General features: G+C 48.9%; 10 protein-coding genes. 6 read left to right on the forward strand and 4 right to left on the reverse strand.

Annotated features, from left to right (window positions below):
- Positions 1 to 448 precede the first annotated feature (448 nt).
- The 3 genes from B153_RS0128300 (at position 449) to treY (ending at position 7,029) form a co-directional block, all read left to right on the forward strand.
- Positions 449 to 2,062 (forward strand): alpha-amylase family glycosyl hydrolase, encoded by a 1,614-nt coding sequence (locus tag B153_RS0128300; protein WP_020600127.1) that lies wholly within the window; start codon positions 449 to 451, stop codon positions 2,060 to 2,062.
- A gap of 11 nt (positions 2,063 to 2,073) precedes the next feature.
- Positions 2,074 to 3,933, forward strand: coding sequence for a malto-oligosyltrehalose trehalohydrolase (treZ, locus tag B153_RS0128305; protein WP_020600128.1), 1,860 nt, complete (start codon positions 2,074 to 2,076; stop codon positions 3,931 to 3,933).
- Positions 3,934 to 4,206: 273 nt separating this feature from the next.
- Positions 4,207 to 7,029: a malto-oligosyltrehalose synthase gene (gene treY / locus B153_RS0128310; RefSeq protein ID WP_020600129.1), complete on the forward strand. Its 2,823-nt coding sequence runs from the start codon at positions 4,207 to 4,209 to the stop codon at positions 7,027 to 7,029.
- 74 nt (positions 7,030 to 7,103) lie between these two features.
- On the opposite strand, the gene B153_RS0128315 is transcribed toward treY, so the two are convergent.
- The 4 genes from B153_RS0128315 to B153_RS0128330 all read right to left on the reverse strand — a co-directional run bounded on the left by B153_RS0128315 (position 7,104) and on the right by B153_RS0128330 (position 12,063).
- Entirely contained in the window at positions 7,104 to 8,090 is a 987-nt protein-coding gene (locus tag B153_RS0128315; RefSeq protein ID WP_020600130.1) for a c-type cytochrome, read from the reverse strand.
- A gap of 377 nt (positions 8,091 to 8,467) precedes the next feature.
- Entirely contained in the window at positions 8,468 to 9,031 is a 564-nt protein-coding gene (locus B153_RS0128320) for a hypothetical protein (protein WP_020600131.1), read from the reverse strand.
- 220 nt (positions 9,032 to 9,251) lie between these two features.
- Positions 9,252 to 10,343, reverse strand: a complete 1,092-nt coding sequence (locus B153_RS0128325; RefSeq protein ID WP_020600132.1) for a glycoside hydrolase family 130 protein — start codon at positions 10,341 to 10,343, stop codon at positions 9,252 to 9,254.
- A 160-nt stretch (positions 10,344 to 10,503) separates the two neighbouring features.
- Positions 10,504 to 12,063, reverse strand: a complete 1,560-nt coding sequence (locus tag B153_RS0128330) for a M61 family metallopeptidase (protein WP_020600133.1) — start codon at positions 12,061 to 12,063, stop codon at positions 10,504 to 10,506.
- A 163-nt stretch (positions 12,064 to 12,226) separates the two neighbouring features.
- On the opposite strand from B153_RS0128330, the gene rpmH reads away from it, so the two are divergent.
- The 3 genes from rpmH to B153_RS0128345 all read left to right on the forward strand — a co-directional run bounded on the left by rpmH (position 12,227) and on the right by B153_RS0128345 (position 14,641).
- Positions 12,227 to 12,394, forward strand: a complete 168-nt coding sequence (gene rpmH / locus B153_RS0128335) for a 50S ribosomal protein L34 (protein WP_020600134.1) — start codon at positions 12,227 to 12,229, stop codon at positions 12,392 to 12,394.
- A 70-nt stretch (positions 12,395 to 12,464) separates the two neighbouring features.
- Positions 12,465 to 12,887 carry a ribonuclease P protein component gene (locus B153_RS0128340; protein ID WP_020600135.1) on the forward strand — a complete coding sequence of 141 codons (423 nt, stop codon included), beginning with the start codon at positions 12,465 to 12,467 and terminating at the stop codon, positions 12,885 to 12,887.
- A gap of 95 nt (positions 12,888 to 12,982) precedes the next feature.
- The gene (locus B153_RS0128345) at positions 12,983 to 14,641 is read left to right on the forward strand and encodes a S41 family peptidase (RefSeq protein ID WP_020600136.1); all 1,659 of its coding nucleotides are present in this window, start codon (positions 12,983 to 12,985) and stop codon (positions 14,639 to 14,641) included.
- The last annotated feature ends 17 nt before the right edge of the window (positions 14,642 to 14,658 follow it).

Genomic DNA, 14,658 nt, shown 5'->3' on the forward strand with positions numbered 1-14,658 from the left:
TTTACACTGACAGGCTCCCATTGCTGATGAATAAACTGACAGTGGATTTCCACCATAAATCGATTCCAGTAGAATAGATTAATACGCTGGTCGGCTGTCTTCAGTACGCCAATAAAAACGCCATTAAAGTGTATATCCAAAAGGTGAGCCTGATGTATTGTACCGTTACTTTGATCAATTATCATTAGAAAAATATAGAGCTTATAATCGTATTAGTTTCTCCTCGGCCCAGCTTCGCATCCCCTGTATAAAGAGTGAATAATCACGGCAATTGATGCCTGTGATTTATCTACGAGTAGCCTCATTACAGATCATTTTTGTTCTGCCATTTCCTCGTTTTTTGGGTGTATGAAGGCTCGTTTGGCAAACAAAAGGCACCTTTCCTCCCTTTAAGCATCAGACGATTCGTTAGACGGTCGACGGTACCTAATAGTAACGGCTCAATACTATGAACGAAAGTAGTCCAGAATATATATGGTGGCAGAAAGGTATTATTTATCAAATTTATCCCCGATCCTTTCAGGACAGCAACGGTGATGGCCTTGGCGATCTTCAGGGTATTCTGAAGCGGCTGGACTACCTGAATAGCTTGGGGGTTACGGCCCTGTGGCTCTCGCCAATCTACCCTTCGCCAATGGCCGATTTCGGCTACGATATCGCTGACTATCAGACTGTAGACGCCATCTTTGGTTCACTATCCGATTTCGATGAGTTGCTGGCTGGAGTCCATAGCCGGGGAATGAAATTGATTCTGGACCTCGTTCCGAACCATACTTCGAATCAACATCCCTGGTTCCTCGAATCCCGCTCGTCGCGCGATAATCCTAAGCGGGACTGGTATATCTGGCACGACAGCAAACCTGATGGTTCAGCCCCTAACAACTGGCTCAGTGTATTCGGCGGCAGTGCCTGGGAATGGGACGAGCTTACCGGCCAATATTACTACCATGCCTTTCTGAAGGAACAGCCTGACCTCAACTGGCGAAATCCAGCGGTGCAGGAGGCCATGTTGGGGGTTATGCGATTCTGGCTGGACAAAGGCGTTGATGGGTTCCGGGTCGATGTGATGTGGCATATGATCAAAGACAAACACCTGCGCGACAACCCCATCAATCCCGACTACCAGCCGCATATGGCAACCTATGAGCAACTACTGCCCGTTTATTCTACCGACCAGCCAGACGTTCATGATATTGTCTTAAAAATGCGTCAGGTTGTCGACGCTTATCCTGAGCGGCTCCTTATTGGCGAGATATACCTACCTATCCATCAGCTTGTTGCGTACTATGGCATCGACGGCAAGGGAGCCCATCTGCCCTTTAACTTTCAGTTACTAACTCTACCCTGGGATGCACAGACAATTGCAGCTACCATCGACCAGTATGAAGGTCTTTTACCCAAAGGCGGCTGGCCCAACTGGGTATTGGGCAACCACGACCAACCCCGCATTACGAGCCGGGTGGGGGTCGAACAAGCCTGGGTGGCCGCCCTGTTGCTACTAACCCTACGCGGTACGCCAACCATTTATTATGGCGAAGAAATAGGCATGCGCGATGTCCCGATTCCCTTCAATGAGGTTCAGGACCCCCAGGGGCTGAATATGCCGGATAAAAACCTAAGCCGTGATCCCGCCCGGACGCCCATGCAGTGGAACCAAACAACGTATGCGGGCTTTTCCGAACGTAAACCATGGCTACGAGTGGCTCCTGATTTCGGCCGAAAAAACGTTTGGCGACAGGAAGACGATCCGCTTTCTATTCTATCATTTTACAAACGGCTCATCAACCTGCGGCAGCAGGAACCTGCGCTGATGGTTGGCGACTATGTGCCGGTTTATGCCACGTCGCAGCTCATCGCCTACATCCGGCAACTGGAAGGCCATCCACGTTTTCTTATTCTGCTAAATCTGAGTCACCGAACCGCTTATTTCAATGCCAAAGACAATCCACTTAGAGGCATTGTCGAAATCGCAACAACTCCCGAATGGGAAGGGGTCGAGGTGGCTGACCGCATTAGCCTTGGTGGCGACGATGGCTTATTGATACGCTTACTTGACGAGTAAATTAACGATACATGAAACCAATTGGAGCAACGTATACCGGTAATGGGCGCTGTATATTTACGGTATGGGCCCCCAAACGCAAATCGGTAACCTTACATATTGTACACCCCCAACCCCGGGAGCTACCCATGCTGTGCGACGAATGGGGCTACTTTAAACTCGAAGTTGAGGATATTGAACCGGGAACTCAGTATGTGTACCGACTCGACGACCAGGGCGAATTTGCAGACCCTGCCTCCCATTTTCAACCCAATGGCGTTCACGGACCATCGGAGGTCATCGATCACTCCGCTTATCGCTGGCAGGATGAGGGCTGGCGTGGTTTACCCTTTCATGACCTGATTTTTTACCAGATCCATGTAGGTACATTCACTGCTGAAGGTACGTTTGAAGCCATCATTTCCCGACTCGACAACTTAGCCAGTCTGGGCATAAATGCCCTGCAACTGTTGCCGGTTTGCCAGTTTCCGGGCGAGCGCAACTGGGGTTACGATGGGGTATATCCGTATTCGGTTCAAGACTCGTATGGTGGGCCAACCGGACTAAAAAAACTGGTCGATGCCTGCCACGCCCGTGGGCTGGCTATTTTTCTGGACGTAGTCTACAATCACCTGGGGCCAGAAGGCAACTACCTTACGCAGTTTGGCCCTTACTTCACCGACAAATACCATACGCCCTGGGGCAATGCAATCAACTATGACCGAGAATGGGCGGATGGCGTACGCGACTATGTGTCCAATAACCCGCTTTTCTGGTTTGAACAGTATCATGTCGATGGCCTACGCTTCGATGCCATTCATGAAGTGTTTGACATGGGCGCTGTCCACATTTGGGAATTGACGCATAGCAAGGTGTCCTATCTCGAAGAACGGCTGGGCCGAGCTCTTTATCTGGTAGCAGAGTCGGACCTGAACAACCCACGGGTGGTCAAATCACCCGATGTGGGCGGCTATGGTTTTGATGCGCAATGGCTCGATGATTTTCACCATGCGCTGCATGTGCTGATTCATAAACCGGGGCGCCAGCGCTATCATGATTTCGGCCGAATGGAACAGCTTGCCAAAGCGTATACCGATGGTTTCGTAGCCAGTGGCGACTATGCTTCGCTTCGCAAACGGAAATTTGGTCGCTCATCGGCAGGTATTCCTGGCGACCGTTTTGTCGTTTTCAACCTCAATCATGATCAGGTCGGTAATTTGCTCGGCACCGAACGACTCTCGCTCCTGGTCGATTTTGAACGTCAGAAAGTAGCTGCGGCTGCTCTCCTCCTATCCCCCTACGTTCCGATGCTGTTCATGGGCGAAGAATACGCTGACGAGTCGCCTTTCTATTACTTCGTCAGCCATACTGACACCGACTTACTTCAGGCGGTTCGGGAAGGCCGCAGGAACGATTTCAAGGCGTTCATTGGTGACGCCGAACTTCCCGATCCAGCCGACGAAGACACATTTAATCAATCGAAAATACGATGGCATACCCGAACTGAAGGGCGGCATGCCACCATGCTGCTGTGGCACAAACGATTAATCGAATTACGGCAATCAATACCTGCCCTGCGGAATGTCAGTAAAAACGACATTCGGGTTACAGTGCTGGGCCAATCAGGGTTTGTGTTACACCGCCAAACCATCGATGGACAACAACATGCTACGATTTTGTTCAATTTTTCGGAAGAGGTTATCACCTACGAGCTACCCGTCTGGGTTACGCAGTGGGATAAACAACTGGACTCAAAAGATGCCCAATGGCAGGAAACCACGCCAACGGATGTAACCTCACGGCCCGATCAATTAGCCCCTGGTCAATCTGTTCATCTGGCCCCCTGGAGTGTAACGCTATATACAGGCCGGTTATCCTACGAGTGGCGCTAATAATGGCACGCCAGAGGCACGTATTTGAGGCTATGTCTCTATTTACCTATAGACATCCAATGGCTTTAGCCAACCAGGTACTTTATTGAACACCCGGACACAACAATCAATTATCCGTAGACAAGCGCTCAATTAGTATCGCTTTTCCGTAATCGATTAGGTCGATGTATTGATCTGGCTGCCACTCGCCAGAGAAGGGAGCCAGATCAATACATCGGCCATCCATGACAGCCCGGTTACCAACCCAGGGCCCATTCCCCACTTCGGTCGGGAATGACACCAGTTACTTTACATCCCGAATCCATTGTTTTTACGCCCTGGGTCATGAGAAATCCCATTTCAACGTACCGAATCCAATTTCACAAGGACTTTACCTTCACTGACTTTGAACGCATTATCCCCTACCTTGATAAATTAGGCATCAAAACCGTATATGCGTCGCCCATTTTTGAGGCCGTTCCGGGAAGTGTGCATGGCTACGATGGCGTCAATCCGCAGCGAATCAATCCCGAGATCGGCACCGAAGAGCAGCTACAGCGTATCCATGAGGTATTAGCTCAGCGCGGTATCGGCTGGTTGCAGGATATCGTGCCCAACCATATGGCGTTTCATCCGGACAACCGCTGGCTCATGGATGTACTGGAAAAGGGCACCTTATCACTTTATAGTACCTTCTTCGACATCGACTGGAACAGTCCACATCATCAGGGCAGACTTATGGTGCCTTTTCTGGGCGACCCCCTGGATGACGTACTCAACCAAGGCGAACTAACCGTCTCTTATCAGGACAGGCGATTTGTACTTACCTACTTCGATACGGCATATCCGCTTCACCTCCGTTCCTATGCCTCCATTCTACAAGCGGCTAATGAGCCACCGTCCGAACCGCTTCGGGAGTTGTTGGTACAGTTGGCAGAACTGGACGATATAACCGACCCAACGACCTATGCCTTACACAGTACCGCCCTGCAGATAAAACTGGACGAATGGCTGCGGCAGTCTCCGGCTAAGTCGTTCTTGGGAAAATGTCTGCGTGCCCTGAATGAAAGCCCCGCCCAGCTAAGACGAATTATTGACGAACAAGCCTATCGGCTGTGTTTTTATGGGGAAACCGATTTCCGAATCAACTATCGGCGCTTTTTTACCGTCAACAGCCTGATCTGCCTCAACATTCAACACCAGCATGTATTCGACCATGTGCATCACTTTACCAAAAAACTGCTCGAAACGGGTGCCTTTCAGGGGCTTCGTATCGATCATATTGACGGCCTGTACGATCCCAGCCAGTATCTGGAACGGTTACGCCAGTTGGCAGGTGAAGACGCCTATATTATCGTCGAAAAAATTCTGAAAGACGATGAGGACTTACCCACCAACTGGCCCATTCAGGGGGCTACTGGCTACGGTTTTCTCTCTATCGTCAATAATTTGCTGACCCGAACCAGCAGTCAGGAAAGTTTTACCCGGTTCTACCAGGAATTAGTAGGGGATCGAAAAGTGGTACGTAAGGAATTGTACGACAAAAAAGCGTACATTCTTTTCCAGCACATGGGCGGTGAACTGGACAACCTGTTCCATCTGTTCAGAGAACTTCAGCTAGCCAACGAGGAACAACTTACTGCCCTGCCCAACGATACGCTGAAAGAAGCGATTGGTGAGTTTTTGATTCGATGCCCTGTTTATCGATACTACGGCAACCGGATGCCTCTTGACCCCACCGAAGCCGACGCCATCCGAAATATTTTCGACCACATTCGCCAACACAAGTCCCGATTATCTCCAGCTATCGACTTACTGGAAAAGGTGCTGCTGACCTGGCCCAGCGAGGAAAATACCGCTTATACGAACCGCGCCTTACAGTTCTACCAGCGTTGTATGCAATTTACGGGGCCCCTAATGGCAAAGGGCGTGGAAGATACGCTTATGTACACCTATACCCGCTTTATTGGGCACGACGAAGTGGGTGACTCTCCACTTTATTTTGGCCTGACGGTCGATGAGTTTCACCAGAAAATGATGGATCGGCAGGCCAAATGGCCCTTGGCTCTCAACGCCACATCCACCCATGATACCAAACGGGGTGAAGATGTACGTAGTCGGCTGAATGTACTGACCGATCTGCCCGACGAATGGCTTGATGAAGTACGAATCTGGCAAACGCTCAATCATCAGCTCAAAACGTCTGTAGTCATCGACGGCTCCGACGAATCGGATGAAGCGAATGGCGCCATCGAATCCCCTGATCCGAATGATGAGTACTTTATTTATCAGACCCTGGTCGGCGCTTACCCCATGCCGGACCAGGATGGGGAGGATTTCCCTAACCGCCTGGACGAGTATCTGCAAAAAGCGATACGGGAAGCAAAGCGCTATTCAAGTCACAACACCCCCAACGAAGCGTATGAAGAAGCCACCAAGGCGTTTGCCCGTAAATTGCTGGATACGAATCGGCCCTTCTGGAAACGGTTCGATGCCTTTTATCGGCAGATAGCCGACCTAGGTATTATCAATTCACTGGCTCAGGTTGTACTTAAATGTACCTGCCCGGGGTTGCCCGATGTGTACCAGGGTTGTGAAAGGTGGGACCTGAGTATGGTAGATCCTGATAACCGTCGACCTATCGACTTTGAACAACGCTGTGAGTCCCTCGATGCACTCCTGCATCACAGCAGCACGAATCGCTGGTCAGAACTGTGGCGGAGCCGCTACGATGGTCAGATCAAACTCCACCTGGTCTATACACTTTTGCAGGAATGTCGGCAACAGCCTGTTCTTTTTGCCGAAGGCCAATACACACCCCTGATGGTCGAAGGTTACTATAAAGATCATGTACTCGCTTTTGCCCGACACGACACCCAACACTGGTATGTAATCGCTATCCCGTTGGGCATTGCCCGGCTGTGTCGTGATCAGCAAACAACCCCTATTACTATCGACTGGAACGACACCCATATTCTGATACCCAATGAAGCGCCTAAACAATGGCAACACCGACTAACAAAGGCAGAGGGCATGGCAGAGACAGGAATCAGAGTTACCGACGTATTCGCCGATGTACCTTTAGGCGTACTTAAACTTGGCTCTGTTGACGCTTAAAAAAACAAAATAGGCAGGTGTTGTTTGCTGGTGAAAGGTGAACAGCCCCTGCCTATTAACTGATCAGTTCTTCATTAACGCATAGCCAGACGGGGCTTAAACTTGTCGGCTACTTTGTTTGAAATGGGTTTGATCGACATCAGGTAAGTATACATAGCCCCCAGATCTTTCTCCGTCATGCCTCCATACATCGTCCAGGGCATAATCGTCTGAAAGTCATTAGGCCCAACTTTGTGGGCTTTATAGTCAGCGCCGTACGTTTTAAACCGAGCGATAAAAGCCTCTTTGGTCCAGTTACCAATACCTGTTTCTTTATCAGGGGTTATGTTAGCCGTATAAAGCGTTCCACCGGGCATGGCAAACTCGCGTCCACCCGCAAACGATTTTTCAGGAATAATGCGACCTTGATCGACCTGAGTATGGCACTCGACACAGCCCGCGATCATCACCAGATACTGTCCCGTAGCCAACTCGTTTGCCGTATCGGGCATGGCCATCGGTTCGGCTTTTTTAGGAATGGTATTCAAAATAAAGTTGAACGGAAAATCAGCCTTGGATTCAGCCGGTTTCGATTCGATGGGTTTTATTGTGCGCAGATAGGCAATGATGCTTTGTACATCTTCATCATTCATTTTACCATAGTAAGGGTAAGGCATCACCGGAAAAAACGCATGCCCGTCGCGGCTAACCCCGGTCGTGATGGCTCGGTAAATTTCGCCATCTGTCCAGTTGCCTATACCGAAGGGGGTTATGTTTTTAGACGTAAACATACCGGGGAAGCCCATTTGCTGGTTAAACATCTCTCCGCCCTTACCCAGTGTACCAGCCGTTAAGGGGGCTGAAAAAAGGGTGTAATCGCGGGTGCTATGGCAGTCCATACAAACCGTCACGTGGTTTGCCAGATACTCTCCCCGCGCCACACGGGCTGGTGTTGCATTTACTTTTAGGGTCGGTGCTTCGCCTACATCGGGTAGAGCTAATTTTACATATGCCATTGCACCAAGTACACCCACAACGACTACACCAAGTACAATACCAATAACTTTTAAAGCCTTTTTCATATACGACTGGTCAAAAAGATTTGAGGTTTTAGGAACGTTAAATTATTGACCACCAAGCATTGGTAGCAAATCTGAAACGAAATTATCGCATCCGTTTATTAAACGGGCGAAATTTCATCTGTCTAAGGCCGTTTACCTCCCAGACAATGACCTTTGTGAACAATCAGCGGATTGTGGAGTAGGCAAACTCAGTAGACAACAAATGCACGGTTATCTATATACGATATAAACCTCGGTTCCGCAGAGTGCCAGAACCTTACTTATAAATGTAGCTTTCTGACCCGTTGGCTTTCGTAGCTGGTAGCCTAGTCGCTCACCATGTGCCAATTCTGTCAGAGCGGTTTACCAGATTACCAGCATCTGCTTTTGACCAGCTATTAAATGGATATATACGCGGGGACTGTTTTAAAAACCGATAAGTTATCATGCAGACCGATCGCCATGTAATCTTTCTCGTCCAGTTCAGGCGCAACCTGCGATAGTTCTTTAAAGGATAATAATACGGACGTCAATTCATTATGCTGCTGCCAATGTGATGCCATTCGGGTAATTAAGGCATAGGCACTTAAGCCAATAAGTTGGTTTACCTGCTTGTAAGGAAGCCGGGTGTGATGGATAACGCTCGTCATTATAGGGCTTTTCTTTCCCGGAAGTAACTTACCCAACAGGCTGTTGCCTTCGAGACTCAGCAGTTCAACCGATCGCTCTGTTTCTTCAGGCCGGTACGATTCGCTTTGCTGAATCTGTTTGTCCAACGTTTGATAAACGAGCCTTTTCCCAATCGTTGTCTGCAATTTCTGATGCAGACAAACCATCATTAAACAGACTGTCGATCGGAAGGCCAGATGCACACTAGCAACCGGAATAGCAATTTGCTGGGCTACGTTTTCGAGGTAGGTTTCCTCAGAAAGCAGTTGCCCAACACTGGCTGTAGCCCTCATAAACGGTTAAAGTTTAAGTAAGGAAAAGATAAACATACCCGTTTAGACGAGGGAACTACCCTTCGGTCTCTACTTGACAGTAAATGGATACTTATACCTTTTCCAAACTTTAGACTAACTCTACCGCATGGCCAACAATCGTCTAACCACCCAAAAGACTACCAGCTGATTATCAAACCATTAACTTAAAATACTAATCGTACAAAACCGTTCTGTACCCTTATTGATTGGCAATAGCAACGCCAATTTTTGAATCTGCCGTACCATAATAGAGAAACCATTTACCATGGAATGGCACCATGCCTTCCAAGAAAACCACCTGATTGACCTGGCCTTCCAGTTCATAGGGTTGATCGGGTTTGATAAAATGCGCTTCAGAACGATCCAGAAGCTTTACTGGATCAGTGGCGTCGAACAGGAGCTGCCCACCCGCATAAGCTCCTTCGGGCAGGTTTACATCACCATTTTTCGCATCGTTCATGCCATTGTAGATCAACAGAATACCTTTTTTGGTCAGCATAGCAAACGGCCCTGGTTCAAGCAGCCGGACGTCATGCTTGCCTTTGCGCGACTCAGCCACTACAACCGGCTGCCCGGACTCAGTTTCCAGCGGGTTCCAATGCAGAAGATCGTCTGAAGAGGCTAAACGAAGCTGCGGCTGATCGCCCCAGTACATCCAGTATTTACCCTGTATTTTCTGCGCTACAAATCGATCGCCAACGCGCTTACATACAATTGCCCCCGATTTCGACCAGCTATTTTTGTATTTACCATTCGCTGCTTCTCCGAAAGCAAGCCCCTGCTTTTGCCAGTCGGTCAGGTTTCGCGAGGTGGCTACGCAAAGTCGGGCTTTGTCGCCATCATAAGCCGTATAGGTCATCACATACACCCCATTGGGGCTCTCTACTACCCGTGGATCTTCGCATCCTCCCTCCCACTCATATACCTTCATGGGGTCGTTGTTCGGATAAAACACAGGCTTTGGCATCCGGTTGAAATGAATACCATCTGTGCTCACCGCCAGCCCCAGTCGCGATGTCCCTCCTACACTCCGGACGGTATCTTCGGCGCGGTACAGCATGTACACTTTATTGTTCCGTACCACAGTGGTTGGATTATAAACGTCTTTTTCCTCCCAATGGATGGTTTGTTTACGAACCGGACAGTCGAAGGTAGTCGTAGCTTTGGCAGAAAGAATTGGATTGTACGCATTTGCTTTTTGAAAAGGCCCCAGCATCCAGGGTTTTTCGGGTTTTGACTGGGCCAGCAGGCAGCCAGGCACGAACAGGGCAAGAAGAACTAGACGCTTCATCAAGAAAAAATTAAAGGTTAATTGGTTTAAAGCTTTACAGCTATACTATCGTTTTAAAAAGAACACTTGCTCTGCGAAATCAGTCAGGCAACATTTAGGGTTGGGCAGACCGTGTAACCTCATTACGCATACGGACGATCTCATTTTGCTACCACTGGCTTCACTTGGCAACAACGTTTTTACCTGGTTTCTCTTCGGCTATCAGTTCGTCGTGAGGCACCTCTGTCAACCAGCCACCAAACCATTTCGCCCGTTGCCGGGCTGCCTCTTCATCCTCCAGTTCCAGTAGTCGGATGCCTCCAGGCTGCTCAATCGTTGGCTCTTCATAAACGATCTGTAAACCTACCCAGGCCAGGTACGAATTGAGCGTTGTTTCTAACGGCTGATTGCCAAAAATACACAGGCTATAATACCAGTCCAGCGATTCGCCTGCTACCTGTTCGGTTGCCTTCCGGTAGTCATCGAGTGTATACCCAACAAACGGTTTCCCAAATTGCTGCCACATCAGCCGCATAACATCATCCAGTGAACGCGCATGGTTTGTCAGTTGGCGAATGTGCAGGTCCAGGATCAGAGCGACAATCGATCCTTTGTGATAGACCGACACTTTCCGGTCGGGAACGCCCTTATCATACCCATCGAGCCACAAATCCCACGACGACTCGGTCAGCGACTGAAAAGCCCGCCCGTTGGCTTCAAAATGACGTTTGAACAATACCTGCAATTCCTTCAAATACGCTTCGTCCGTAAAAACCCCCGACTGCCGAAGCATCAAATCGCCGTAATAGGTGGTTACCCCTTCGGCCACAAAACAGGTTGGAAAATAATTTTCCTTCGTAAAGTCGTAAGGCAGTAATTCGGTGGGGCGAATCCGAATGATGTTCCAGGCATGAAACAACTCGTGCGACGAAACGCCCAGTAAATCCTGATACAAACCTTCCCCTTCGTCATTCGGCCCAAGTACAAGTACGGTAGAATTTCGATGTTCCACACCATGATAATAGGGCACGGTTAGCACCAACGTCAGAAAATGATACGCCTTTTCAGGAAACTCCCCAAACAGGTCGATCTGCTTCTGCGAAAATCGGCTGAAATCCTGCACAATCCGGTCAGGATTGAAGGTAAGCTCGCCATCCGTCCGGCGTCCGCCATGAATCCAGACATGGAATGTGGTTTCACCAATCGCATACTGACTATGCTGAAGCGTCGGAGCGGCTAGAATGGGGCAATCGACCAGTTCATAAAAATCGGCTGCCCAAAGTGTTTTAGCCTCACGCTGCTCCAGGCCACAGGCAATTGTCCAGCCGTCGGGTATATCCAGGTTAAGGGTGCAAGGGTCCTGGATACGTCCCTCGGCATACAGGCAAAGATTGACCGGATTGACGTACATCAGGATCTCGCTCACAAAACTGCTGCCTGCATTCAATTGATTGGGAGTCGATACCAACGCGTAGTAATTGTAGTGTACAGTCAGTTCAGATGCACCATTCGTTTGCACCAGCCAACGGTCTTTGGTAAGCTTCCGAAAAGGGAGTGGGTTACCAACCCCATCAACAATCGTAAATCGCTGGATATTTTTGGCAAACTGCTGCAACTCATATCGCCCTGGTCGCCAGGCGGGTAGCTGTAACTCAACGTCAGTAGTGTCGATGGCAGTCAGTCGAGCTTCAACGGCTATGTAATGCGGGTAAAGAGGATCAGCAGACAGGCGATAATGCATAGTTCTGGTTACATTTAGTTGAGTAAAGGTATGGTTGTTGATGCGTGTACAGGCGAACTAAATTCACCAAATACAAATCTAAAACAAGGTCTTGGTAAACTAATGCAATTCTGCTATCTTTGCGGACTCATTTGGAAAACAAGAGTTTTAGGCAAGATAGATCATGAAAAGAACGTACCAACCATCGAACCGGAAGCGGAAAAACAAACACGGTTTCCGTGAGCGTATGGCTACTGCCAACGGCCGCAAAGTATTAGCTGCCCGTCGGGCTAAAGGTCGGCATAAACTGACCGTCTCGGACGAGAAAAAAGGCGATCGCTTTAAAATCTAGTCATTAGTTGTCAGTCGTTAGCCAATTTTGGTTGGCAACTGACGACTAACTCCTATCGATTAAGGACTCTATGCTGCAAACCTTCACCAAATCCGAACGGCTTTGCAGCAAAAAGATTCTTGGCGAATTATTTAAGAGAGGTAGTACGACTGGGCCACAGCAGGCTGTCAGGACGTTCTACCTTTTTCCGTTTCGGGTGCTTTATCTGCCTCAGCCCGAATCCGATTCTTCAGGCAACGTTTCGCTTCCTGCCATCGTCATTACTGTGCCCAAACGAACGTTCAGGCGAGCCGTTGACCGTAACCTCATTCGTCGGCGGGTACGGGAAGCCTATCGCCTTAATAAACAGGCATTTCAGATCGAAAATCCATCCAACGGTTCGTCAACACCGGGATATATTGCCTTTCTTTATACCGCCAAACAGATAATTTCGTTTGAAGAAATAGAAAAAGGTATGAAATTAGCTATAGTAAAATGTAGCGTAAAGAATTGAAGACCGGGCCAAGGGGATGATCTTTCCCTCCTGGCCTCATGCTTCTTCTTTAGTCTGCATACTCCGGCGGTCCGGTCTTCAATTCTTCACTCAATATGCGCTTTTCTAAACGCCTTACTCTTTTAGCCTCGTCGGCGCTGGTAGCGGGTGGCATTGGCTTCTTCTCCTTCAAGACCGATGACCGGTTTTTTGAAATCGCTCGTAATCTCGACATCTATGCGACGCTCTTCAAAGAGTTGAATTTATACTATGTCGATGAAGTGAACCCAAACCGCATGGTCAAGACCAGTATCGATGCGATGCTAAAAGCCCTCGACCCTTACACCAACTTCTTTGCAGAAGATGAAATCGAGGACTATATGACCATGACCACGGGTCGCTACAATGGGATCGGGGCACTGATCGGGCAACGCCAGGGCAAGCATATTGTACTAATGGTGTATGAGGGAACCCCCGCCGAAAAGTCAGGACTACGTATTGGGGATGAAGTGATTAAGATTGATGGGATCACGCTGAAAAACGTCAAAGAATCCGATCCCGGCAAACTGCTGAAAGGGCAGAACAATACAGCTGTAAAACTGACCGTACAGCGCTATGGCGAAAAGAACCCAGTAGATCTGAGCGTAGTTCGGGACGTGGTTAAAATGACCAATGTACCCTATTACGGGATGATCTCTGAAGATGTGGGGTATATCGATCTGAAAGACTTCACCGCTACAGCCTCACGCGAAGTTCGGTCGGCTTTTCAGGAATTGAAGGGCAAGGGCATGAAAAAACTCGTGCTGGACGTTCGTGAAAACCCCGGTGGCCTGCTCAATATGGCCATCGACATCTGTAACACGTTTATTCCTAAAGATTCGGAAGTAGTAACTACCAAGGGAAAAGTGACCGAATGGAACAAAACCTATACGGCCCTCAATCCTCCTCTAGACCTCGAAATTCCGATCATCGTACTGACCAATAGTCACAGTGCTTCGGCGGCCGAAATCGTGTCGGGCGTTATTCAGGACTACGACCGGGGCGTGTTGATCGGTCAGCGAACCTATGGCAAAGGTCTGGTACAAACCACGCGTGAACTGTCGTTCAATACCAAGTTAAAAATCACTACTGCCAAGTATTACATTCCAAGCGGACGCTGCATTCAGGCAATCGACTACAGCCACCGTAACCCCGATGGCAGCGTGGGTAAAATCCCGGACTCGCTGAAAACAGCCTTCAAAACCAAAGCCGGTCGTGTGGTGTACGATGGAGGGGGCGTTCTGCCCGATGTGGTTATCGACGCTCAGGCTCCGACCCCCATTGCGCTTAGCCTGACCAATAAAGGGTTGATCTTCGATTACGCTGTCAAATACCATCACGATCACCCCACGATTAAGCCCGCCCGTGAGTTCAAGCTTACCGACGCTGAGTATGCAGAGTTTACCAAATGGCTGGCCGATAAAGAATATGACTACACTACCCAGGTTGAAAAAGATTTGGGTACCCTTGAAGCCTCAGCCAAAAAAGAGAAGTATTTCGATCAGATTCAGGACCAGTTGAAGTCTCTGAAGACCAAAATGTCGCACAGTAAAGACGCCGACCTGAACACGTTCAAAACTGAAATCCGGACGTTGCTGGAACAGGAAATTGCAGGCCATTACTACCTGCAAAAAGGCATTAAAGAAGCTTCTTTCGCTACCGATCCAGAGTTAAAAGCAGCCCTTGACCTGTTTAAAGACATGGGGCGGTATCAGTCGATCTTAAAAAGCAAGTGAACACTGAATGCACGTGA

This window comes from Spirosoma panaciterrae DSM 21099 (genome assembly GCF_000374025.1).
GTDB lineage: Bacteria > Bacteroidota > Bacteroidia > Cytophagales > Spirosomataceae > Spirosoma > Spirosoma panaciterrae.